The 24,348-nt window shown below is 54.5% G+C and carries 17 protein-coding genes and 5 pseudogenes; 15 read left to right on the top strand and 7 right to left on the bottom strand.

Going from position 1 to position 24,348, the window contains the following annotated elements:
- Positions 1 to 125 precede the first annotated feature (125 nt).
- Positions 126 to 1,100: a DNA-binding protein gene (locus CES87_RS22365; protein WP_128607819.1), complete on the bottom strand. Its 975-nt coding sequence runs from the start codon at positions 1,098 to 1,100 to the stop codon at positions 126 to 128.
- 191 nt (positions 1,101 to 1,291) lie between these two features.
- Between CES87_RS22365 and CES87_RS22370 the strand changes: the two genes are divergently transcribed.
- The 10 genes and pseudogenes from CES87_RS22370 to CES87_RS22410 all read left to right on the top strand — a co-directional run bounded on the left by CES87_RS22370 (position 1,292) and on the right by CES87_RS22410 (position 14,435).
- On the top strand, positions 1,292 to 2,200 hold the full coding sequence (locus CES87_RS22370; protein WP_128607820.1) for a site-specific integrase: 909 nt from the start codon (positions 1,292 to 1,294) through the stop codon (positions 2,198 to 2,200).
- A gap of 642 nt (positions 2,201 to 2,842) precedes the next feature.
- Positions 2,843 to 3,111 (top strand): annotated as a pseudogene (locus tag CES87_RS33475) (type II toxin-antitoxin system RelE/ParE family toxin).
- Positions 3,112 to 3,123: 12 nt separating this feature from the next.
- Positions 3,124 to 3,495 (top strand): annotated as a pseudogene (locus CES87_RS22380) (addiction module antidote protein); the annotation flags it as partial.
- 557 nt (positions 3,496 to 4,052) lie between these two features.
- A pseudogene (locus CES87_RS22385) lies at positions 4,053 to 4,181 on the top strand (transposase domain-containing protein); the annotation flags it as partial.
- A gap of 557 nt (positions 4,182 to 4,738) precedes the next feature.
- Positions 4,739 to 5,383, top strand: coding sequence for a hypothetical protein (locus tag CES87_RS22390; protein ID WP_128607822.1), 645 nt, complete (start codon positions 4,739 to 4,741; stop codon positions 5,381 to 5,383).
- Positions 5,380 to 5,874, top strand: a complete 495-nt coding sequence (locus CES87_RS33480; RefSeq protein ID WP_256591037.1) for a helix-turn-helix transcriptional regulator — start codon at positions 5,380 to 5,382, stop codon at positions 5,872 to 5,874. The genes CES87_RS22390 and CES87_RS33480 overlap by 4 nt, the downstream gene beginning before the upstream one ends.
- A 62-nt stretch (positions 5,875 to 5,936) precedes the next feature.
- Positions 5,937 to 6,578 carry an ImmA/IrrE family metallo-endopeptidase gene (locus CES87_RS33485; RefSeq protein WP_256591038.1) on the top strand — a complete coding sequence of 214 codons (642 nt, stop codon included), beginning with the start codon at positions 5,937 to 5,939 and terminating at the stop codon, positions 6,576 to 6,578.
- A 1,415-nt stretch (positions 6,579 to 7,993) separates the two neighbouring features.
- Positions 7,994 to 10,690, top strand: a complete 2,697-nt coding sequence (locus CES87_RS22400) for an ATP-binding protein (RefSeq protein ID WP_256591039.1) — start codon at positions 7,994 to 7,996, stop codon at positions 10,688 to 10,690.
- 132 nt (positions 10,691 to 10,822) lie between these two features.
- Positions 10,823 to 11,107, top strand: a pseudogene (locus tag CES87_RS22405) (transposase); the annotation flags it as partial.
- Between the two features lie 349 nt (positions 11,108 to 11,456).
- Positions 11,457 to 14,435 carry a TrlF family AAA-like ATPase gene (locus tag CES87_RS22410; protein ID WP_128607823.1) on the top strand — a complete coding sequence of 993 codons (2,979 nt, stop codon included), beginning with the start codon at positions 11,457 to 11,459 and terminating at the stop codon, positions 14,433 to 14,435.
- 246 nt (positions 14,436 to 14,681) lie between these two features.
- On the opposite strand, the gene CES87_RS22415 is transcribed toward CES87_RS22410, so the two are convergent.
- The gene (locus CES87_RS22415) at positions 14,682 to 15,008 is read right to left on the bottom strand and encodes a hypothetical protein (RefSeq protein WP_128607824.1); all 327 of its coding nucleotides are present in this window, start codon (positions 15,006 to 15,008) and stop codon (positions 14,682 to 14,684) included.
- 347 nt (positions 15,009 to 15,355) lie between these two features.
- On the opposite strand from CES87_RS22415, the gene CES87_RS22420 reads away from it, so the two are divergent.
- Positions 15,356 to 16,048 (top strand): hypothetical protein, encoded by a 693-nt coding sequence (locus CES87_RS22420; RefSeq protein WP_128607825.1) that lies wholly within the window; start codon positions 15,356 to 15,358, stop codon positions 16,046 to 16,048.
- A 218-nt stretch (positions 16,049 to 16,266) separates the two neighbouring features.
- A complete protein-coding gene (locus CES87_RS22425; RefSeq protein WP_128607826.1) occupies positions 16,267 to 16,737 on the top strand; it encodes an antitoxin Xre/MbcA/ParS toxin-binding domain-containing protein in 471 nt (156 codons plus the stop codon).
- A 511-nt stretch (positions 16,738 to 17,248) separates the two neighbouring features.
- Here CES87_RS22425 and CES87_RS33490 read toward each other — a convergent pair.
- Both CES87_RS33490 and CES87_RS22435 read right to left on the bottom strand, forming a co-directional pair.
- On the bottom strand, positions 17,249 to 17,542 hold the full coding sequence (locus CES87_RS33490; protein ID WP_256591040.1) for a PRC-barrel domain-containing protein: 294 nt from the start codon (positions 17,540 to 17,542) through the stop codon (positions 17,249 to 17,251).
- 466 nt (positions 17,543 to 18,008) lie between these two features.
- Positions 18,009 to 18,317 (bottom strand): transposase, encoded by a 309-nt coding sequence (locus CES87_RS22435; protein ID WP_256591041.1) that lies wholly within the window; start codon positions 18,315 to 18,317, stop codon positions 18,009 to 18,011.
- A gap of 378 nt (positions 18,318 to 18,695) precedes the next feature.
- On the opposite strand from CES87_RS22435, the gene CES87_RS22440 reads away from it, so the two are divergent.
- Positions 18,696 to 18,953 (top strand): hypothetical protein, encoded by a 258-nt coding sequence (locus CES87_RS22440; RefSeq protein WP_128607828.1) that lies wholly within the window; start codon positions 18,696 to 18,698, stop codon positions 18,951 to 18,953.
- 243 nt (positions 18,954 to 19,196) lie between these two features.
- On the opposite strand, the gene CES87_RS22445 is transcribed toward CES87_RS22440, so the two are convergent.
- Positions 19,197 to 19,967 (bottom strand): DeoR/GlpR family DNA-binding transcription regulator, encoded by a 771-nt coding sequence (locus tag CES87_RS22445; protein WP_128607829.1) that lies wholly within the window; start codon positions 19,965 to 19,967, stop codon positions 19,197 to 19,199.
- Positions 19,968 to 20,231: 264 nt separating this feature from the next.
- Here CES87_RS22445 and CES87_RS22450 point away from each other — a divergent pair, with 264 nt between their 5' ends.
- The gene (locus CES87_RS22450) at positions 20,232 to 21,512 is read left to right on the top strand and encodes an HAD family hydrolase (RefSeq protein WP_128607830.1); all 1,281 of its coding nucleotides are present in this window, start codon (positions 20,232 to 20,234) and stop codon (positions 21,510 to 21,512) included.
- A gap of 149 nt (positions 21,513 to 21,661) precedes the next feature.
- Entirely contained in the window at positions 21,662 to 22,435 is a 774-nt protein-coding gene (gene arsN2 / locus CES87_RS33495; RefSeq protein WP_256591042.1) for an arsenic resistance N-acetyltransferase ArsN2, read from the top strand.
- A 94-nt stretch (positions 22,436 to 22,529) separates the two neighbouring features.
- On the opposite strand, the gene lhpI is transcribed toward arsN2, so the two are convergent.
- Positions 22,530 to 23,477: a bifunctional Delta(1)-pyrroline-2-carboxylate/Delta(1)-piperideine-2-carboxylate reductase gene (gene lhpI / locus CES87_RS22465; RefSeq protein ID WP_128607832.1), complete on the bottom strand. Its 948-nt coding sequence runs from the start codon at positions 23,475 to 23,477 to the stop codon at positions 22,530 to 22,532.
- A gap of 138 nt (positions 23,478 to 23,615) precedes the next feature.
- Positions 23,616 to 24,339: pseudogene (locus CES87_RS22470) on the bottom strand (amino acid ABC transporter ATP-binding protein).
- Positions 24,340 to 24,348: the final 9 nt, after the last annotated feature.

Here is a 24,348-nt window from a genome sequence, read left to right on the forward strand (position 1 = left end):
ATTTCGTGCAGACGAAAATTCGGATAAAGCGTGAGAGGTGGCTTCAAGAGATGTAAATCCTTACGTGAGTTCCGGTCGTGGGCAAGCGCGAAGGGTCGTTGATCGTCTACCACAACTGCTTGTTTTCAGGCGCGGGGAGCCTTACCGCACTCCTCAGCCAATTGAAGTTGGAGCGCCTTAATTTGCTCGGATGCCTTGCGAAGACTTCTTGAATCCTGTCGATGCATAAGTAAATAGCGCTTGGCTTTTTCGTGTAATGCCGCTCGCTCGGCGAACAAAGCCTGGATGTGCCGCTGGTCCGTTTGTTGGCTCGTCACACACACTTGAAGTTGCAGCCGTAGCTCTTGCAGTTCGCGCTCGCAGGCCCGGGTTTGCTGCTGTTGTTGCCGTTGTTCGCCGTTCAAGCGTTCCAAGTCACGATACATCTGGCCGGCTTCCTCCTGCTTGGCCAGCACTTGCCCCAGTAGGGTACGGCGTTCCTGCTGTAACTGTTGCAGTTGCACTTCATGTTGACGCAACTCGTGTTCGCGCTGTTCCGCTTGTTGTTGGCGATAGTGTTTGAGGGCGGCACGAGCATGTCGATGCTTGTCTTCGAGAGACAGGATCTGAGTGGCACGCTCCTCCAGCAGCCGGTCTGAGCTGTGCTCGGCCTCGCGCAGGCGTTGGCGTTCGCCTTCGGCCTCGTGCAGTCGCTCGCTCAACGCGCGCTCGCGCTCCAACCCTTCGCGGCGTTCAGTCAGTGCCGTGGTGTGGGCCAACTGCAGCTGTTCAAGGCGCGCCTGTTCGGCGACGCGTTGGCGAACCAGTCCTTCTTGTTGGCGTTGCAGGCGTGCCCGGTCTTCGGCCACGGCCGCCAAGGCGTGCTCAGTTAAGCGCTCGGCTAGACTGCTGATGTACTTCAACAACTCGTCACTCAGATTGACGGCACGAGCACTGGGGTCGCACTCCGAAAGTTCTTTGAGATAGCGTTGAATGGTGCTTTTGGAGCCGGTGTTACCCAATTCGACGCGGACGGCGTCGATGCTGGGATGTACGCCGCGTGCGCGCAAGGCGTCACACGCGTCCTGCACCAGGGCCTTGTTGATGCCTGCACGGGCCATAAGGGTTACTCCAATTCGGAGCCGTACGCAGATTATTTCGTACTGTTTTACAGGGTATGTGATTACACCTAACACACTACACAGGACTGTGAACAAAATCGGACGAACTGGCGTTTGAGAATCAGGATTTCTTGAACGTGACAAGCCTTTTTCGATGCCGGGTCCCGAAATCGCGGTATGCGGGAGGTGGGATGAGCGATTCAGCCGAGCGGTACCTGCTAGCGGCGCGCCGCGACAGTACGCGGCGCCGCTATGCACAAGCCGTTGAACACTTTGAAGCGGAGTGGGGCGGGGTGTTGCCGGCCTCCAGTGAAAGCGTGGTGCGCTACCTAGCGGCTTATGGTGCCCAGTTATCCAGCAACACCTTGCGCACGCACCTGGCGGCTTTGGCGCAGTGGCATCAGCAGCACGGCTTCGATGACCCGACCAAGGCGTCGCGGGTGCGTGATGTGCTGCGCGGCATTCATGCGCTGCATCCGCAACCGATCAAGCAGGCCGAAGCGCTGCAGTTACAGAGGCTGGAAGCGTGCATTGAGGGCTTGGATCTGCAGTTGACCTTTGAACAAGGGGCGGTGCGGCTGCGTGCGGCGCGGGACAAGGCGTTGATCCTGATGGGTTTTTGGCGTGCGCTGCGCGGAGACGAATTGTGCCGACTGCGGGTCGAGCATATCCAGTTGCGCGAAGGGCAAGCGCTGGAGATTTTCCTCGCCAGCAGCAAGACCGATCGCGACCATCGCGGCCGTACCCTGGTGCTCCCGGCACTGAAGCGATTATGCCCAGTGGACGCCTATCAGCAGTGGCTCTTGGTCAGTGGCCTCCACCACGGGCCAGTGTTTCGCTCTATTGACCGTTGGGGCCATTTAGCGGAGGAGCGGGTCAATCCGAACAGCCTCTCGCGTATTTTGCGTCTGGCGTTTGTGCGCAGCGGTGAAGCTGGCGAGGGTTACACCGCGCATTCGTTGCGCCGCGGCTTTGCCACCTGGGCCAGTCGCAACCAATGGAGCAGCAAGGCGTTGATGGAGTATGTCGGCTGGCGCGATGTGCAGTCGGCGACGCGCTACATTGAGGCTGATGCGCCCTTCGGCAATTGGGCGCGTTGAGCGCACGGAGGGCCCAAGGGGATGAGCTGGCGGGAGGGGCATGGGTGCATTCCCGCCACTGACTCGAGGATGATATCGGCGGTATTGCTTCGCCAATTGTCGAGCGGCAAGCCGCCACAGTCGGTGAGCTGAGAATGGTAGGCCGACCGTGTTGGTGGTGGCGCCGGAGCGGTCGCTGACGAAATGTTTAAACCCTGTGTAAACCGTTTATTTGATCGATAAACCATCGAGGTTAACGCTTCAAAAAATTGGTTTGCAGCAGCCGTTTCTCTTCAACCGATTACCCTCCACTTTCCATCTTCAGCCTTGAGTGCATGCAGTTAATGCACAAGGCCAGTGCCCGCTTTTGGTTGGTTCAAAATGCTGTCATAGGAATCGACAATCGACAGGGACGCTCAAGCAGCGGGAAAAGGGCTGTCAAAATCGACCGACCGCGCTGGCGATCGATCTCCAGAGTGCTGTCATTCTGGGACGCCGTAACTGCAAAGCGTTGGACGTTGGCTCCGCGAAATCTTTAGATTTTGCACAGGAATGCATGTGTGCGTTGAAGGAGGCTTTTTTGCCAGATTTCACTTGGCTCTGTACTTGACTAGCGTCAACACGGTGTAGCTAGTAGGCTACAAATGATACTATAAGTAATGGATCAGCAAGGCGCCCGAGTTCGATACATGGCTTGACGGTGTGAAGGGGGGCGGGAAAGGCGGCTGTTCTGTCGCGATTGGACCGAGCCCGGGAAGACAATTTTGGAGATTGCGAGCCTGTAGGTGACGGCGTGAGCGAAATGCGTGTTTTTGTCGACCCAGGTTACAGCGTTTCGCGCTGGCCAGACTGCTTACCTAGTGCTTTGGGGAAGTGATAAAACCGACCAAAAGAGAGGAATCGAGCAGGCAAAAGAGATCCTTTTCACCTGAGAGTTAAATGAGATGAACAAATCGAAATTTAGTCCTGAGGAAATGCTGATCCTCGACCTTGATACTTCCGGTACCAGCCTCTACGAAGCTTCGCGCTTCCTCGACAGCCCGGAAACCATCAGCGCTTATCTTGCTGAAAGTATAAAGGCTCAAGACCCGCAAATGCTCATGAAAGCGCTCGCCGAGGTCGCCAAAGCCCAAGGCGTGAACAAGGTTGCCCAAGAAGCGGGAGTTAATCGAGAGAGCCTTTATAAATCGTTTAAAGGCGGCGCAAAAATTCGCTTTGAGACCGTCAAGAAGCTGTTGAGGGCGGTAGGGGTAGAACTCACCGTGCAGCCGATTGCAGCAAACCAGTCGGCTCCAAACTTCACCAAACCCGCTGCGGGTGTTGCCAAAAACTGCGACAGCGAAAATTGCTGTAGCAACCAAACCAGCGGTACCGAAGCCAGATGCCTCGGGAAAAACACGCAAAGGTAAAGCCTTTGCTGTTGCGCGGGGGAAGAAGGCCAAGTTGAAATTGAGGATAGCCTCGCCGCGGGTTGACATCCGGAGATACGACCGTACCCCTGAGCAAGACGAGTGCATTTCCAATCTGCGGGGGCTTTCTGATCTGAATGGTCAATTGCTGTCAGTCACGAAGGGCAGCAGTCGACGGAGGCTGTGTGAAAACGTTTTTCAGCGCGACAGGTACTCAAAATCGGACTGCAAATCGCTCTTCTACGCGAAATCCACATCTGCTGACGTGCCGATAAATTTCAGATTTAACGTAGACGCGCACACTTCAATTTTGGCAAAGCGTTTTTACACAGTCTCGGTCCATAGCTGCCGGCCAGCAACGACAGAGTTCGGCCAGAAGCGGATTCGAGAACGCCTGCTTTCGGCAAATCTCCGTGTCATCCCAAGACTAGTGTTGCTGAATGTAGATGGCAGCGTAGCTGTGTTCGCTGCGTAGCGGCAAACGGGCTGCCGTGATCATGAGCTTGATTCAGTCGGCGCGTCTAAACGGACATGATCCATATGCTTATTTGAAGTACGTCCTTACGCGGTTGCCGACGCAGCGGGCAAGTTAGATTGACGAGTTGCTACCGCATCGGTGGCAACCGGTTTAGTTGCGCAAGATGGGATGCCCGGACGCATACGGCCCGCTCAAACTGCCCGGGTACTGACCGGTGAAACGCCACTTCTGCACGGCCCGGACGCTTACGAATAAGGTTTATAGGGGATTATACAGCGATTATAGAGCGATTATAGAGCGAAGCCCGGAGACCGACGCACTACCGACATGCACCGGTCAGCCGGTCACCACAGGCAGAAAACGGCCAATAGCGGTCATCAAGTGTCTAGATAAGCCGGGACGGTTCACTGGCCCTCCCTTAGCCAAGCGGCACGCACTGTAGCCGAGCGATATCTCCTCCACCACTCCTTCTCCCGCAAACCCGCACTGACTGCCAGCCCCTCGTTCCGGGAGAAAAACACCAAGGCCAACGCCTTTCATGACTCTGCGCCTCATCGCAGACTGGCCATCGGCGATAAACCCTCTTTTCTCTCAACAAGAATGGCCTCACACCTATTCACACGAAATTTTTTAAGGCTATAATCTCGCTACTCGAAACCAGAGAGTCGCTCAATGATTAAACCCCGCAGCTTTACCATTCCCGAGTTGCTGATCCAGCACGTTCCGCGCGACTTGATCATGGGCGTTGAAGACGCCTGCGAGGTCGGTGCAGTGCGCGCCCATGAAGCGACAAAGGAGATGGACGAGAACCATCGTAAGAATGCGTTGGGTCAGATGCGAGCGTTTTTCATGAATGAAGCGTTCGACGAGACCCTGCGCGCCGCGGATGCCATCCACACCCCGCTCAAAGGCAACAGCGTTGTGGTGGGACACGCTGGGATTTTCAAATTCAGCCGGGTCAACATGTCCTCGGACACATGGAATAACTGTGGTCGCAGCGCTATCCGCCGGCAGCTTGCCGAGGCCAACCAGTCGATAACCCAACTGGTGCAGCCATCGCTTTTTGCTGCGGAACCGGTCATCACCGCTACGTTTTTCTTCGTAGCGTGCTTCAGCGGCTCTTTGACCAATCAACCAGAACGGCCACGGGAAATACACATAGCAGTGCCAGATGCCAAAATGAAGGGTTGGCTTTTCCGTGAGCCACTGAGCCGGTTCTTGGCTCGCTACGACGAAGCGACTCAGTTGCAAGTCGACCTGGCAACGCCGAAACTCAAAAAAAGCCTACTCAAAACAGGAAAGCAGACAGCATCATGAGTCGTGGAATTACAGGGTTTGAGCCAGGGCGGCTGATGCAAGCGCTCTCGGCACGCGGCCTTTCTCAAGTTGCCCTGGCCAGTATGGTCGGGGTTTCACCTGCTACCGTGAGCAAGTGGAAAAATGGCCAGCAATCCCCTGAAACTGAGGCGTTGACGAGCCTCTCCCAGGTCATCAACGTGAACCCGGAGTGGTTCACTCGCCCCTTACCAGAGAAGTGCTCACTCCCGCTGTTCAGGAGCAACGCCTCGGCGCATTCCGACGCCCGAAAAATGCTCGAAGCCCGGTTGGAGTGGGCTCAAGACATCGCGCTGGCCCTCAGCGAATTCGTGGATTTTCCAGAAGTGAATTTGCCTGTGCGCTCATTCACGGATCCGGAGCAGATCACAAACGCTGATATTGAGGAGGCTGCAGATGAATGCCGCGCGCTGTGGAATCTGGGTCGACGCGCTATTCCAGATCTGGCCATGGCAGTCGAAGGTGCTGGGTAATCCTGGTTCGTGAAGAAACTGGCGTCGCGACAATCGAAGGCCTTTCTTCCTGGAGCCAGGCATTGGATCGTCCGATGATATTACTGTCAGCGGACAAGCAAAATGGCTTTCGTAGCCGTTTCGACCTGGCTCATGAGTTGGGTCACCTGATCCTGCACAAAGGCATCGAGCGATCGACCGACCCCGTTCGACACAAGATGATGGAAGACCAGGCTCACCGATTTGCGGGTGCATTCCTGCTCCCGGCTGAAACCTTTGCCGCCGATGTACGGAGCCCGGTCACACTGGACAGCCTGCTGTTGCTAAAACAGCGCTGGGGTGTATCCGTTGCCGCCATGTTCATGCGTTTATGGGCACTGCAGATCATTGATGACGAGACCAAGAGCTTGCTCTTCAAGCGCCGCTCTGCTCGCTGGGGCGTCAAGGCTGAGCCAGGTGACGATGGCCGTGCACCGGAGCAAACGCGGCTCCTCAAGCGCACCATTGAGCTGCTGGCGTCATCAGGGGTTATGCCCGTCGATGCGGTAGCTGCTTACATCGGCCTGTCGGCAAACGATATCGAGATGCTCACCGGCTTGCCTCTGCGCTACCTAAGCGGCAACGCTGCTGTGGTGCATCTGGCCAAGCTCAAAAGTGTTGATGCTCCCCATTCCAAGCCTGCGAGCGAACCAGGGGTTGTAGTTCCTTTCACCCGGGGTGGCTGACCGTGGGTGGCCAAAGCAGTTGATCGGAGGTGCTCACACCGACTGACTGCCCCTTGCAGGAGAGTGCGGCCGGTACTCTTCTGCCCCTCTGTTCCCGGGCCGGGCTCATGTGTTTCCAGTACTTTGAATTCCGGTCGTTTCAGGCTGAATGCTGTCCTCGGATCAAACTGTTTCACGACTGTTGTGGCCAATATCACCCTTTTGACATTTACGGGCTGAATGACCAGGACGCGGTTAAATTTACACAAGGGAAACCATGCTTTTGTATAAGTATCGGCCCGCAATGGGGGTCGCAGCTGAAGACAACACACGCCGAATTTTTCGTCGTCGAGCTTGTATTACGCCAAGGCTACAACCTTCAACGATCCCTTCGACGCGCAAGTGAATATAGAGGTTAACTCCACGCACGCAGAAGCCATAGACCGGCACTGGTTAATATTACGCGAGCGAGCCCGTGGAAGGGGCGGATTTGTCGACACCGTTCAAAGCACTTACACGCATGCGAAATTTAACGTCGACCGCATATACGACAAAGTGCAGAACGGCACCCATATTGATCACGACCGATACTACCGGGATATGATCGACTCACTCGGAATAGTGTCGTTGGCGGAAAATCGCGACAATCTCCTGCTCTGGGCTCACTACGCATCTAACCACTACGGAATGTGCTTAGGATTCGAGTGGGACGAGACAGGCTTACCACTGCTGCAGAGGTCATCTATCAAAATCGCTATCGCACGCTCGAATACTATTCACACACTGAAGCTGAACTCGCCGCGATTTCCCTTTTGCAGAAATCGGCAGATTGGGCATATGAGCGCGAGTGGCGTTCGGTGGCTAAGCCCGAAGTGGAGTACACCAGCAGCTTTGCGCCTGATGAACACTACGAAAAGAACTAAAGGTACTGAGGTCGAATCCAGATCGTTCACCTTACTACTCCGAAGAAAACCTCAAAGAAAAGTACACATTCTTGGTGAGTAATGTGAAGGTTGAAGGTTCTGGGCCCAAGGCTTTCAACCAAAGCGCTCTAAAGGAAGTCGTGTTTGGCATGCGCATGAGTCAATGTGACATGGAAAGCCATATCAACATGATTGAGGGCTACGGGTTCAAGCCAAAATTTTTCCAGGCTCGCAAGAATCCGAAGCGGTACCAAGTGGATATCCACGAACTGTAGGGCCTCGGCACTAAGCCTTTTTGAGTATTGTGCAGGGTAAGGGCTAACCGTCGCCTACCATGAATGACGGTAGCGCTGGACTCCGGTCACGGACACCCAGCGCGCTGGCCAAATCCGATGCAAACGACTGGTCAGGTCTAATGCAATTGAGAGGTCAGTGGCAATGCAATCGGTTGGTCAGGTGGAATGCAATTACGCACTCTGCGGTTGATGCCAAGGAAAGCAGGAAAAAAACGTCATGTCAGTCGATTACCCAACCCTTGATGAAGCCCAGGAAAAGCGGATTGCTGCTGTCCATGGAGGCTTCCTGTATCAGCATCTGTTCGCGGTGGCTTGCCTGCTCAAAGCCAAGGCATCAAACGTCCTGAGTGTGGTGATCGAGCGAGATGAGGACGTCGAACTCGTGCTCACCGATACCCGGATTTATGTCCAGGTTAAAACCCGCAGCGCCCCCCTTATCCCGAGCGACCTCGGCACCGCACTAGATCGATTTCAGCTACTTCGCGAACAGCACAAGCAAGGCCTTCGGCATGGCACGCCTCTCTTTGTGGTCGCCTCTAACCAGCTCCCTGGCCCGAAACTTGGTGCCCAAATTAAGCAGGGTGAATTGGGTGAAGATGTCCAGTTCATCCATCCGGGCGAGACGCGACCTGCGGAGTTCGCGTGCCTGCCGGACTGCTGGACTGATCTGAGTAGCGCAGTGGCTGAGTGTGTGAAGCTGGCAGAAACGATTCCTCATGGGGCGTTGGTACCTGAATCGCTGGTATGGAAACTGGCGGGAAAGGTGCAAGCCGCCGCCACTGGCCTCCAAAACCTTGGTGGTTACACCTTCCACTCAGAATCGCTGCCAGCCCTCTTCGAGCAGCTACTGACGCAGCTGCAAAGATTGCCGGCGCTTCAAACCCACTATCTCCCGCAAATTGACGAGCCTGCACTCATCAACGGTGAGCGCATTCGGATCATTTGCGGCTTCTCCGGTGCGGGCAAGACATCCTGGTGCGCTCAGGCCGCAATGCATACCCCGGAACCCTGCATCTACTTCGACGCACGTGAGACCGCGGGCCCAGCTTTCGCAAGATCCCTGGTGAGGGAGATCGCCGGGGGTCTGGTCGACAAGCCCCATGAAATTGGCGAAGTCTTTTCCCCTGGCGCTTCAGGCATCGACTCGATGACAGCACTGGGTCGTCACCTGGAGATCCAGGGCATAGAGCCATTGGTGATCATCGACAACGCACACGAAATTCCTGCGGCAGATCTACAAGCCGTGTTCGGTTGCACCACGCAAATGCGTTTCATCCTTCTGTGCCAACCCATCGGGTCGATTCAGGAAATGGAGCAACTGTCGGGGGTGAGTCGGGAGGTGCTTCAGGGGTGGAGCCTGGACTCCGTGGCGGCGGAGGCCTCTCGCCTCGGTGCCAAGGGCAATGTTGAGACCATGGAAAGGGTGCGCGTACTGACAGCCGGAATGCCGCTGTATCTCCAAAGCGCCGCTAGACTCGCAGCCAAGGACTATGCGGGGGATCTATCAGCGCTTTGTACCGCGCTGGAGCAGCAAGCCACGCTGGAGACGACCGCACAGGAACTCATTCTTGCCAAGGTGTACCAGGGGCTCCCAGAAACGAGCCAGCACATCGTTACCCTTCTGAGTATGGTCGATGTCGCCATCACTCAAAACGAGCTGCAGAGCTTAATGGCAGCTTACGCGACAACACCTCCTGCTGCGGTTAATCAGGCCATCCGGGCACTTCGTGCACTTGGCGTCCTGGAGGTGCAAGGCAGCCTCGAAATCAAACTCCACGATGCTATGCGATTGGTTGGAGCAAGCGGGTTGCACGCCGTGGCGGACCCACGCTTGCTGGCAACCAAGGTGGTGCTCAAAGATCTACTTCTGACCTCCTTGAAGCAAACGCGTAGCCACCATAAGCTCAGGCTCCTCATCAAGACGTTGATCGATCTTGAAGAGAGCGAGGTTCTCATTGACCTGGCCGGGGAAGAACCTTTCCAGGAGACGGGGCTAGGGCCGCTGCTCATTGATTATCTGGAAAAGGCATCTACCTCTGCTGATCTTGACGCAGAGACTAGATTTTGGGCGTTCGACTCTCTCTTCTTCATTTTGAATCGAGCGGAGAACCTAGAACAGAAATCGATCTTTCTGTCCTCGATGGCACAATTGGTAGCCAATCACGAGCTATCAGATCGGGCGTTGCTTTCCTATCACCAAAAAAATATGGAGTGGCAGGGCTTACAAGAAAGTGCCAAAGGTGTTCACGACGCTATCGAGCTCATCAAAAAATCACCCGCCCTGTCCCCAGACCGACGTCTTACCTTGGATTACAACACCGCGGTGGCGCTATGGCGAGTCCATGAAGACAAGGCAGCCGAAGCACTGATCGAGAAAGTCATCAATGAACACCTCAAGCTGCTCCAGATAAGTCAGCGGTGGATCCAGGGGCGCTCGATCAACTCAGTCGTAGACCACCTCAGCAAGTTATCTCCGGAGGTAGCATTGGTAACCCACCTTGCAAATGCCTACGAAGTCAAAGCAATCCTACTGAAAAAACGAGGGGTGAACCCACAGCTCTATCGCCTGTATGCATGGAAATTTTTTGTGTGTACGCAGTCATTCAGTTCCGTGGTGAGGACAGGCCTAGACGCTGCTCAGGACATGTTGGATATGCGGGATTTTCAAGCTGCACGGACAATGGTGGGTACCAACATTATCCCTCAGATCAAGCAAGCGCACTTACTGGGTGAGCTCTCCAGTGCTCGCAGCTTCTATGCTGTGATCTTGGCCTACTGCAGAGACTTCAAAGCCGCCGATCGCGAGATGGCATCAATCGCACCATTTCGTGCAGGGTTCACAGATGCCCAACGCCACGAGTTTGATTCCCAGTTGAGCTTGATCGAGGACATTCGGGCGGGTCGAGTAAGGTAGCATTATTGCCCTTCTGCTTAGGCTCTGTATGAAAACCCTTGAAATCCCGCCAACGCCCCAGCCAGCTTGAGTTTCCGTTGAGTTTTGCCCTTTTCAGCTCAAGACTCCGTGATGCCCAAGCAGTGATATGAGATTTCCGATGCGGACTTGGAGTTGGTTTCGGACCTCCTCAATTCGCCTCGACGCACGGGGCGTCCGCGAGCCGATGATCGACTGATGCTCAACGGCGTGTTCTGGGTGCTTTGCTCGGGCGCGGCCTGGCAGGACATGCCTGAGCGATACGGACCTTGGTCTACGGTTTATCAGCGGTTTCGAGATTGGCGAAATTAGGGCGCCCTCAACAAGATGCTCAAGTGGATTCACGTCAAACTCAACGAGCATGGACTGATCGATCTGGATACTTGGTGCATTGAATCGCCCCGGCTTATGTAGACACTCGATGACCGCTATTGGCCCAGAGTGTGTAAAAACGCTTCACCAAAATTGAAGTATGCGCGTCTACGTTGAATCTGAAATTTATCGGCACGTCAGCAGATGTGGATTTCGCGTAGAAGCGCGATTTTCAGTCCGGTTTTGAGTACCTGCCGCGCTCAAAAACGTTTTTACACAGCCTCGGCCGAAAGCGGCCATGCATGAAGGCCTTCTCAGGAAGGTTGCCGGGCAAGCGAGATGGCAAAAAGCCATATGTGTCAGTCCTGCCATTCCGTTATGCTTCAGGGGCAGTTTTGCATTCCAGGTACGGAGAGATTGGTAATGGGGATTTCAAATGATTAGTCGCGGGTCTGAATGGCATCGGTGGGAGCCGCACATTCATGCCCCGGGTACGGTTCTAAACAATCAATTTGGCTCAGACAATCCATGGGAAGCCTACCTTCAGTCGCTTGAAGAACTGATACCTGCAGTTGAGGCGATAGCTGTTACTGACTACTACGTCACGGACACCTATGAGACCTTCCTGAAGCACAAAGACGCTGGCAGGCTGCCAAACGTCCAGCTTCTCTTTCCGAACATTGAGCTTCGCCTGGATGTTGCCGCGAAATCCGGCTTTGTGAACATCCATCTGCTGGTCAGTCCAGAGGATCCTAATCACCTGTCAGAGATTAAACGCATCCTCAAACGCCTTCAGTTTCAAGCTTTTGGCGACCGGTTCGATTGCACGCGAGATGAACTGATTAAACTCGGGAAGTGCGCTGACCCCTCGATTGTTGATGATGGCGCTGCTTTACGACATGGAGCGACGCAATTCAAAGTCAATTTCGACCAGCTGCGAAAGGTGCTTGGTGAAAGCGACTGGGCGAAAAAGAACATCCTAGTCGCTGTAGCCGGGAATGCGGGCGATGGAACATCCGGAGTTCGTCAGGCTGCGGACGCGACCATACGCCAAGAAATAGAAAAGTTCGCTCATATTATTTTTTCTAGCAGCTCTGCACAACGGGAGTTCTGGCTCGGCCAACGTTCTAACATGACTCCAGAGGACCTGCGCATTCGCTATGGAGGATTAAAACCATGCCTCCACGGCAGCGACTCCCACGACCAGAAATCGGTGGGACAGCCGGTAGATAAACGTTTCTCGTGGATCAAGGGGGCTCTCGAATTTGATGCCCTCCGTCAGGCTTGTATTGACCCAGAGGGGCGCGCTCACGTTGGCGAGCTGCCTCCTCGTTCTGCCATGCCTTCCCAAGTCATTTCCCATGTCAGAATCAATAACGCAGCCTGGGCGGAATCGCCCAGCATCCCTCTAAATCCTGGTCTTGTGGCAATCATTGGCGCGCGAGGTTCGGGCAAAACCGCTCTCGCCGACATCATCGCTGCCGGCTGTGATGCGATTACCGAAGAGAGTTGGAACGCAGATGAGAACAGCAGCCCATCCTTCCTTGCACGTGCTCGACGGTTGATGGGAGATGCATCCACAACTCTTACCTGGGGAGGGGGAGCCTTCATCGAACGTGCTCTTGATGGGAGGGACGCCAATGGCCATATGTCCTTTGCGCGGGCTCGCTACCTTTCTCAGCAATTCGTTGAAGAGCTGTGCTCGGCAAAAGGTATGTCCGACGGCCTGGTGGACGAAATCCAGAGGGTCATCTTTGATTCGCACACCCCAGATAGTCGCGATGGAGCTATCGATTTTGACCAGCTTCGCGAGCAGCTGACAGCTCGCTTTCAACAAGCTCGCGCTCGGGAGGCTGCGGCAATTGATGACATATCAGAGCGAATCTCGATCGAATTTGAGAAAGAAAGCTCAGTTGCTTTGCTGACAACCCAAGTCGCTCAGAAAAAGCAGCAGCTACATGGGTATTCCATCGATCTGGCAAAGCTCGTAGTCAAAGGTACAGAGACGCATGCGACTCGGCATGCCCAGTTAAGTGCCGTGGCCGAAAGTCTGCGAGGCCGAATCCAAGTCTACGGTAATCAGCGTCGCACCTTCGTCGCGTTACAGGACGAGGTACGGAGCATGCGAGCAACAGGTGCGCCTGAAATCCTTCGGCAGGTACAGGCCAGGCACACTAATAGCGGCCTAGGGCCAGAGCAGTGGGACCAGTTCCTCCTAATTTACAAGGGGGATGTCGACCAGAGTCTTACTGACTATATCAAATGGGCTGACGATGAGATCGCAAAGCTTAGGGGCGTTCCCCCACCACCGGGCAATCCGCTGACTCCTCTAATCGCCGATACCGTGGACATCACGTCTTTGGCACTAGCACCTATCACTGCTGAGATGACAAGGCTCGAAGCGCTTTTCAGTGCCGATAAGCTAATTCAAGAGCAGTTCAAAGCTCTGTCCGACCGTATCACTCAAGAAAACACAATCCTCAAATCTCTTGAGACCAGGCTTACAGACGCCCAAGGGGCAGAAGCGCGGCGCAAGGTGCTCCAGGCCGAGCGTAGTGACACATATGGTCGTGTATTCGATGCAATCATCAATGAGCAGAGTGCCTTAGCCGATCTCTACCACCCGCTAATGGTACGTCTGGAGGCCTCATCAGGAACCCTACAAAAGCTCGGCATATCAGTTCGTCGATCATCTGATGTCGCCGCATGGGGAATCATTGGCGAAGAAAAGTTGCTCGATAGACGAAAGGGCGGGCCGTTCAACGGTCGAGGCTCGCTGATCGATGCTGCAACAAGAGAGCTCAAGCCTGCATGGGAGACGGGTTCCGCTTTGGAAATCCAGACCGCAATGGCGGCTTTCATGGATAAGTACCGCAGGGACTTCATCGCTCATGCCCCAGTTGCTCAGTCCCAGCAAGGGGAATTTCGCGCTTGGTCTAAGCAATTTGCAGCTTGGCTGTACAGCACTGACCACATGACGGTCAGCTACGAGATTTTGTACGACGGTATCGACATCAGGAAGCTGTCGCCAGGGACACGGGGTATTGTGCTGCTCCTGTTGTATCTGGCGCTCGACGACGCAGATGATCGACCTCTGATCATCGACCAGCCTGAAGAGAACCTCGACCCTAAATCGGTTTTCGACGAGTTGGTCTCTCTCTTCGTAGCCGCCAAAGCGAAGCGTCAGGTGATTATCGTCACCCACAACGCCAACCTTGTGATCAATACCGATGCCGACCAGATCATCGTGGCAAGCTCGGGCCACCATACTCCAGGTGGCCTACCGCCTATTTCCTATGTGTCAGGCGGGTTGGAGAGCTTAGAGGTTCGTAAAGCAGTGTGTGAGATTCTTGAAGGGGGCAATACTGCGTTTCAGGAGCGAGCTAGACGACTGCGGGTAAGATTGGAACGGTGAAGTGTGAACGGGGTGGGAAGTCACCCACCCCGTTCAGTGTCTTATGGCTGCCAGCAGGTGCGATAGCGCTCATGATTCACGATGACTACGGGTATGACCAGAACGATATCCAGTGTGAAGAATGGATCTACGGACTCACTACCATCAGCTGGTTGTGGCAGTTATCGGTGTTGACAACTGACCGCTTTCGGCCAAAAGGAGTCAGTCGTAAGTGTCCAAATCGGTGAGTAAACTTGGTCGTCTCGTTCACGGTTTATCTGTCGTGCTTCCGCCATCATTGAAGAAATCGTCCGCTGCAACCATGCCGAAATCATCAGTTAATTTGTCCTTTTCATTTTCACTGAACATCGTTTGGGCACGCCTTTCCTGCTTAAGACTGGCAACTGTCTGGAAAAAGCAGCGTTCACACAGGTGTATCTCATAGCGCTCACCATCGTGGGCCGAGCCGTATCCCCAGTGGGCCTGCAGCATGGCGTATTGGAGGCCATAATCCTCGACGCGAGTGCTTTCGAGGCAGACATCGCACAGGATGTCGCTGACGATCTCAACTTCTTTCTTTTCTTTGATCTTCATCATCACCTCCCGTAGCCCAAAACAAACCCACCTAGAAAAGCATAGTAGACACTGAACAACGACAAAACACTGCCCACGGGAAGCCGCATACACCGCATTCATTCTTTCCGACTTAGTCCCCTGCAATCTCGGATTGTTGCCTTATGATTTAGCCAGCCGCTATCGGCCACAAGCAGTCGGTGGACGGACCAGAGGCAATTAGGTAACTTCAACTTGCTGCGCTGAATCTCACCGCAGCAGGGCTTGTCGTCACCCCAGTCGCGTCTTCCGTAGATAGATGGGTCAAGGACTGACAGGACGACAAGGAACGTTATACGACATTAATGTCGCCCAATAGGCGCTATGACATGCCCGGATTTAATGAGCTGATTGCAGAGCTAGAAAAAAAACATCCAGATGATTGGTGGATAAAGAGCAGACGTGACACAGAGTCTTTGTTTCCAGACTCTTTTCCTCAGGTGCATATCTACGAAAATGCACTCCGTATACTGGATTCAGATTCTTGGTTGGTTCTTTCTGAAAAAGCACATGATGTATTTCCCGGGCCACAAGGAGCTCGGGGAAAGAATCAGTTCTTTAATCTACTGAATGAGGCATTGGCATACGAGTATCTTGCTGGGCAAGAGCTACGCAACATCCGCCTGTTGCTCCCCGTACCAAAGAAAAAGACCCCAGACATTTCGTACGACGTTAATGGTATGGTGCGCTACTGCGAAGTGAAAACCATCAGTGTTTCCGAGGAAGAACTAGGTAGAATCGGTGCCGGAGAGGCATTTGATAGCTCCATTTACTATGAGTTAACCCCAGAGTTCCTTGATAAACTTGGTTCAACTATTCAGAATGCGGCAGCGCAGATTAAATCTTTTTCGCCGTCTGGCTTGATCTACGTAATAGTCCACTTTGATGATTTTTCGCTAGTCCACTACGACACATATCAGCGCCAGATATCCGATTTTTTGGCGTGTAGCTTTCCGGCGCTTGAGATCATTGTTCGCGTCGGTGTTCTAGGAGCGCATTACATTCGGCATGGCGTTTGCTAAAACTTTTCGGTCATGCATAGCAAGTCACTCAAGTCGTTCGCTTCGTTCACTGGGACTGCGTTCCGCCGCCCCTTAACCTAAGTCTGCAAAGGGTCGGTCTTTGAAGATTTCGATGGATGGTTAGAGCGAGATGAGAGCTATCGGGCGGGCATCAGCCTCGTGCTTTGAGAGAGAAACAGCTCTACTCTGGCATCCAGAGCATTGAGGAGGTCGATCCAATGGGTCCTACAATCATGCGTCCTCATGCGGGGGCCGTAGCTCTAACTCCGACGCTTCATTTGACTCATGCAGAGAACGACAGCTTGAGCCATTTGGGAGTCCTGCATCTTGTTCAAGCTGGATTTCTGCTCAATGACGTGCAGGCCATGGTCGGCTCATCGAGCCTCTTCAAGGCTCGCAAGCTCCTGGAGCGAATTATGGGGAAGTCGATCAGGACCATCCAACGTCTGAACAACCCCAAAGATGCCGTCAGATTGGATGCTCACCAAAGCGCTGTGGCTTTCCAGTATGCAAAAGTGCTTGAGCTCGCAATGTCGGTATTCGGCTGCCAAACGCTCGCGGAGAATTGGCTGGACCGGCCATGTAGGCAGCTGTCAGGGATCGTTCCTTTTGAAATGCTCGATACTGCGATCGGTTTCAATGTAGTAGTGGATTACCTAGAGCGTGTTCGCTTAGGTGTGTATCAGTAGCCTCGTCCCCAGCCAGGCCGAGATTGATCTTGAGCGACGTAGCCGCCCGATTTTGGCCCACACCAGCCCTGACCAGCGTCTACTTTGGGTCGACTTCTGCCGGTCAAGACAGGCAAAAACCGGCCAAAGGCGGTCATGCAAAGACCCAACGTTGCAACCGCCATCAAACAACATTACTCTGACCTTTCGAAGCTAAGACGCAGTCAAAAACCATTTAACTGCGCGGATTGCATGGGTGTGTAGAAGAAATATATGTTCAACTTTTTGGTAGGATTGAAATTAATGCGCAGCCGGTTACTGCGGCGTCCCATTGTTCTCCGAATGCCTTTCCCGTACGAGCCAACGCGGGATTCGGCGGTTGTCAGCAGATTCCACTCTAAACCCTTGTTGCTGCAGACAGAACCTTTTCTCACCGCAATGCGCGCCTTAGGGTTTGGCACCCCCCAATAACCAGCTTTAACATGTCGTTGTTTGTTCGGCGCGCATCACGCTTCGTTTCGGATATGGACAGTTAGCTCTTTTCGATACTTTGTCTTTGGATAGTGTCGTAATCGTAGGGTTTAGTTCCATAAAAAGAGTGGATTTCCGTTGCCCAAGACTCGTCGGCCATATTAGGCCAACTGTCATTGTCAAAACCGGGTGCATTTTCCAAGTGCTCTTTCTCTACATTTAATACAAAGCGCTTATTAACTGTGTCGAGTGTCAATGCATTCCAGGGTACCGCAAACAGTTTTTCTCCCATGCCAAGAAAGCCACCAAAGGATAGAACGGCATAACTCACTCTACCGCTGCGAACATCTAGCATGATTTCCTTAATATCCCCAAGTCTTCTTCGTTATGGTTATAAACATCATTTCCAATGAGTGTGTCTGCTCCCATTAGGTCGGGGCCAGGCCCCTGTTCCTCGGAGCCGGCATCTCGTAGGAGGTTGGTTTGTACATGCCATAGGTATCGCGATCTACGTAGTTCATTACTATCTCCTATCAGTAATTGCCAAACAATCAGATAATGTACACACGGCCTTGATGGCTGTATTGGTAGGAGTCACCCGCTTTAGAAAAAGTTGAATTTTTTTTTCGGCATGGCGACGAGTGGTTACTTAGAAATAAAATGGTTAATGGGCTTTTAATTAGGCTGCTATCAATGTGTAATGTTATGTGTTGTTTTTATATGGTCATTAAGCCATGCCGATATCATATTGTTTGAATGAAGCGACTTACTATTGTGGCAACTACGTCTGCGGCTTGCATATAACTTCATAAGTATGAAGATTAAGCTTGGGCAGCCGCGTTTTCGGTCGGCCAGTTCACTTTGAAGGTGCCGCGAGGGTGTGGGATTTCGAGGCAAATAGTCGCAGCGGTGATATCTGATCGTGACGTCGGCGACGGTAAGGTCAGCGGAATGAAGGCAGGTTGCAGGGCGACAGTTTTTTGCGATTGCAGCCGAATCCACTTATGGACGAGGTTTGCGTTGAGGTTGTGGCCCAGCGCGACGCTGGCAATCGAGGCGCCAGGTTCGGAGCACTCTTGAATGACTCCAGCTTTGAAGGATTTGGAGTAGGAACGGCGTTGTGGCTGCATGAAAGACCCGCTTAAAAGGCTAGAAATGGTGTCCACTTAAGTGCACACCATCGCCCTTTGGCGTCGGGGTCAGGAAGGTGTGTTCGCCGGACGGATACCGGCAGCATGCACATTTCACCAAAATAATGGCTTCTATCCTGAATGCTAGGAAGCACTTTTCCAAAGCAGATAGGAGTGAGTTTTGGCGTAGCATTGCCTACTACAACTTCATCCAAGAGTTTTTACCCAGCATCCGAAAAGCGCCGTCGGGCGCAGTTTGGGAGAAAGGTAACCGACCGTTTACTGAAGTCTTGGAGGTCTTGGCACCAGAGTTGATCGTCTGCTTCAGCAAGCGAAACGGTGATAGTTTCCGCGCTAGCGGGTGGTGTGCCTGTGGCAGTGGCTAATCACCCGTCTTCGCAGTTTGCTTACTCCACAGTCAATCCCATTATCGCTGAGCAGATCGAGCTGGCATTGGCGCGCAAGGCGCTGGTAGCAGATTTCGCTAGTACCAGCGCTCTGTATTCACGCTGGTGCGAGGCCACAGTTTCTGCCTTGCCCACACCAAGAAAACATCTTTCGGGTTCGGACAGGCTTGAGCTAATTGCGAAGCGAATGGAATTGATGGCTGCGCTCGACGAAGCTGCACTGGCGTAGGTCAGCTGCCTAAGCGTGGGTCGTTGAATCCACACAGCCGTTAACAGCCATTAGTGAACGTCCGCTTCAGCCGATTGTTGCCTGTCGCCAAGGGCAGTAAACGACCCATTGCAAGCGATCGCAGCCAATACAGTTACGGTCAGTTTTGCCCGCGCCGAGAGTCGTGGCGTGCAAGATCTACCCAGTTGCGCCGCACTAGAGCATCACGCTGCGTCAATACCTGTTGCAACCGCCGAGCCACTGCTACGCCAGGACAATACGTTTGAGCTTGGCGTTCAATGCGGCGAACGCCGCTTCGGTACTGGCCTTGTGGTTGGTGATGAGCACGTCGATGCGTTCTGGCGGGCAGAAAGCGACGCGGCTCTCCACGCCGATCTTGCTGTAGTCGGCGAGGATGACCACGCCTTCGGCATTGTCGGCCATGGCGCGCGCCACTTCGGCTTCGCGGTGGTCGTAGTTGCTGGCACCGCGCTGGGCGTCGATGCCGACGGGCGATAACAGCGCGAGGTCGGCCCGATAGCGGCCAATTTCCGCCACCGTGGTGCCGCCAACCGTAGCGGGAGCACGGTCGTCGAGCGAACCGCCCAGTACGATCACCTCGTTGTGCTGGCCGCCTGGCACAGCGGGATTACGCAATTGCAACGCCACGTTGAACGAGTTGGTGATCACGGTTAGCCCTCCCAGCTTGGCCAGCTCTTCGGCGAGGATGACGGTGGTGGTGCCCGCGTCGATAAACACAGTCTGTCCGTGCGACAGCAAACTGACCGCTGCACGCGCGAGGTCACGCTTGAATTTGACGTTGATGTTCGCCCGCTCGGCGATGGGCGCTTCGTCTTCAACGCGGATGGCGCCGCCGTGTATCCGCTTCAACTCCCCCTGTTCTTCCAGAGCGACCAGGTCGCGTCGCACCGTCTCGCGTGAAACGTTCAGCTCCGTGACGATGCGGTCGGTGGTGACGCGCTGCAAAGTCGATAGTAGTGCGCGGATCCGCTGGTAACGCTCTTCTTGCCACATACCGGGTGTCCCTGCTGTTCGAGTCGCTATCCGAGCACGCATTGTGGAGGGGCGTCAGTCGCTGTCAAGTTTGGCGCGGCCTCATGATCATTGGGCTGGCGCAGCCTGCGCGTCATATTTGTGCGATGTTGAGGCATTATTGTTTTTTTGTGTATTTGGAGCTAGCCTCGTGGCCGGACGGCTTCTTCCCCTCGTCCGCATTTCGAAACACGCTTTCGCCATCGCCTCGGTTGCAACCTCTCATCTAGAAGTAGGAGCTATGCCATGCAGCGTCGCCAGTTTCTGAACACCCTCGCCACCGTTTCCGTTGTCAGTCCGCTGTTGTTGTCATCCCGCATAACACAAGCCGCCACGCCCCCGGCCACACCAAGTGCGCTGGACCCGGCGCGCTGGTCGCCGTTCAACCAAAAGCGTCTGCAGGCCGTGATCGATGAACACGGTGTCAAGAGCGCGTCCTACCGCCCTGACCAGCGCCCGTACGCAGTGTTCGACTGGGACAACACCTGCATCATGAACGACTGTGAAGAAGCGCTGCTGGTCTACCAGATCAATCATCTGCAGTACAAGCTGACGCCCGATGAGTTCGCTGAGGTGGTGCGTCAGGACGTGCCGAACGGCGCGTTCATGAAGGACTACACCACGGTGGACGGCAAGCCGGTCAAGATGGAAGACATCGCCAGCGACGTAGAAGCGGATTACCGCTGGTTGCACGCCAACTACAAGGGACTCGCCGGCGACAAGAGCCTGGAAGAGATTCAGGCCAGCGAGCAGTACAAGGATTTTCTCGCCAAGCTCTACTTCATGTACGACGCAATCTGCGACAGTTACCCGGTGGAGATCGGCTACAAGTGGATTCTGTATTTTTACAAGAACATGACCACGGCTGAGTTGCAGGCGATGGCCGAGGCTTCCAACAATTACGCCATTGGCGACGCGCTGCGCAAGGTCAAGTACGAGAGCTCACGCACGTTGCCGGGCAAGGCCGGGGTGGTGGCGGATACGCACTTTCATGGCATCCGCATCCATGAGGAAATCCGCGGCCTGATGCACACGCTGCGCGCCAACGGCATCGACGTCTATGTCAGTACCGCCTCGATCGACGATGTGGTACGCGTGTTCGCGGGCAATCCTCATTACGGATACGGCGTGCCGCCTGAGAACGTGATCGGCCTGCGCATGGCGATGGAAGGCGGCAAGTACACCACTCGCTATCAGCCGGACTGGCACTTTAACTACGGGCCGGGCAAGACCGTCGGCATCAAGAACGTGCTAGTTAAACAGAAGGGCTATGGCCCGGTGTTGGTGGCTGGCGACAGCGATGGCGATGCCTGGATGCTGCGCGACTTCAGCGATACGGCGGTGGGGGTGATCGTCAACCGCATGAAGAAGGGCGAGATCGGCGCCGACAGCCAGCAGGCCGCTACCCAGTTGGGCACCCCGAACGCCCGCTTTATCCTGCAGGGGCGCAACGAGCACACTGGCCTTATGATTCCAGACGAGAAATCGCTCAAGTACGGTAAAGACGAGCTTAAGCTACTGGCTTGATGGCACTGCCTCGCGGGTGGCCGGCGGCCATCCGCGAGCCTCAGTGCAACTTGCCTTGTACCTGCGGGAATGATGATTCTGCGTCTGAAAGTCGATACCGCTACCGGCCCGAGTGAGTCAGTCGTATCGAGTCAAAATGGTGAGTGGCCATGGATTACGAGGCGCGCCGCACAGACCGCTTTTGGCTGATTCTGTTGAAAAAGTCCGGCTTGGTTTCCACGGCAGAAAAGTACGCGCCTGAGATTGAAATCCTTGCTTTCAGCAGAGGCTACCGGACTCGGATTTACGTAGCAGCGTGCAAAAGAGGTGTTTTCACCCACCAGTATTCGAGCATTTTTGGGAAACCGACTTTTTCAACAGAATCGGCTCTTTCTGCCTGTCACGACCAGTTGAATTCACAACTCATAGTGGACGAGATCAAGCAGCGAGAGCCTGCTAGCCTTGAGTGTCAGCTAGCCACAAGAGTACTGACGATGCAGATGATTAAAGTAGGGGGCAGTGGATTGAATCATCTCCGTGCGTCTTTGCGTCAGGCTGGATTGCCTTACGACGATGTGAGCTATCCAGGACGGCAGTTTTACCGATTCGAAGTGGATGAGAAATGGGTAGCATATGGAGGATTGGAGGGGGCTGGTCCCGATCTTCTGCTGCGCTCTCTAGTTGTTTGCGAGGAGCATCGTGGAGCGGGACTGGGAAAAGCGGTGTTGTCGGAACTAGAACAATTAGCGGCCTCCCAAGGCGCAGCCCGACTGCATTTGTTGACCCAAAACGCGGTTAATTTTTTTGCAACCAGTGGGTACGAACTGCTTGATAGGGAAAAGGCGCCTGTCGCAATTACCCAGACAGCTCAGTTCAAGCATTTGTGCCCTTCCTCAGCAAGCTACCTGCGGAAAACTTTAAGCGCTTCCCATTGTGCGAAGTAACCCATCGAATCGCTTCTGGGCCGTCGCTAGCGTGGATAGTCACGCTAGCGATGGCTGAGTGCAATTTATATAATTCAAAGCTTCCGAAATTGGGTTATTGGCTGGCAAGGGCGTGGAGCGCGACCCGCGAAGCGGCCAAGTCCCAAGCCGCGGTACCAACGCTTTTAAATACAACGGGCCGAGACGAATCGATTGGGCCGCGAATGGCTGCGGCCAGCGATCTGACTTGAGACCAATCCACACCTGCCCGCAACAGGTCGCCTGCTTCGTGCTGCGCACCGGCAGTATCGTCAGCATAGAGAACGCTACCGTCCAGAGTGACTTTGCCAAGCTCCGCCATCTCTGGCTTGAAAGCGCCTACACCAATAATCAATCGACCAGGTTTGGCTAGCTCGTTGTAGACCGGCTCTGTGCTGGTGGTAACGGTGATTACCACATCCACGTCGGGAATGCTGTCGCCGCACGGGTGCAAATGCTCGTGCAGGTCTCGATTGTTGTTGCAGAAGTCTGCCGTCGCTTGCGCGTCAATTCCTCGAACCCACAGCATGCACCGTGGGTAGAGGGCATTGATAGCTTGTATGTGATGACGTGCTTGTGCGCCGGTCCCGAACAGTAAGATCTGTTTCGGTTCATGCTTGAACAGCGTCCGAATCGCCAGGAGGGTTACTGCCGCAGTACGACGCCCTGTGACCTCTGGGCCGTCGAGCAAGCACTTTATTTGTCCGGTTACAGCATCACATACGGTTACCGTGCCGTTGATTGTGGGCAGCTGACGCTGCACATTCCCCGGCTGGACGTTAACCAGTTTGTGGATGCCGATGTCCTTGGCGGTGGCGGGCATGCTCAGCAAAACACCGCCGTCTCCCAAGGGTACAACCAAGCGTTCAGGGCTCAGAATTGAACCAGCTTCCAGCTCGGTTGCGGCTTGGGCAATAGCGTCAACGAGTTTTTTGAAATCTAGCAGTGCCGCTGTCTGCGCTTGATCACAGACGGTAACCGAAAGGTTTTTCGGGACGGCATTTTTCGCCAGCATATTAGTCATTGAATATTCCTTTTGCTGAGATCAGTAGTGGCGGATGTCGGAAAGAAACTGCTGTGCGCGCAAGTGCATTGATAAACGGCCTACGCCTGGCGCCTGGACGGCTCCGCTATCGCAGGCAAGCCGTGCTCTTATGTGGCCTCAGTGTAAAATTTGCGCAAGAAAGGCCTTGGCACGCACGCTGTTCGGGGCGCTGAAGAAGTCCTGAGGCGGTGCGTCCTCAATGATCTGGCCGCCGTCGAGAAACAGCACGCGCTCGGCCACTTGCCGTGCAAAGCCCATTTCGTGGGTCACGCAGAGCATGGTCATACCGCTGCCGGCCAGGTTAACCATCACATCCAACACTTCGCTTACCATCTCCGGGTCGAGCGCCGAGGTGGGTTCGTCGAACAGCATGATTTGGGTTCCATGCACAACGCCCGGGCGATGGCCACGCGCTGTTGCTGCCCCCCGAGAGCTGGCTGGGGTACTTGCTGGCCTGGCTGGCGATACCGACTTTTTGCAGGAAGTGCTGGGCCAGTTCCTCGGCCTTCTTGCGGCTCATGCCACGCACCGAAATTGGGGCCAGGGTGCAGTTATCGAGCACGCTCATGTGCGGGAACAGGTTGAAATGCTGGAACACCATGCCAATTTCACTGCGGACCTTGGCGGCCTCGCGGTTGGTCTGGGCCAAGTCGGTGTCGTTGACCAGAATGCGGCCTTTTTCGGCGATTTCCAGGCGGTTGATGCAGCGGATCAGCGTCGATTTTCCGGAGCCGGAAGGCCCACAGAGCACAATGCGCTCGCCTTCGCGCACTTTCAGATCGATGTTGTGCAGCACATGGAAGGCGCCATAGAACTTGTTCAGGCCGGCGATATCAACCACCACCTTACG

It is taken from the genome of Pseudomonas sp. ERMR1:02 (genome assembly GCF_002277815.1).
Lineage (GTDB): Bacteria > Pseudomonadota > Gammaproteobacteria > Pseudomonadales > Pseudomonadaceae > Aquipseudomonas.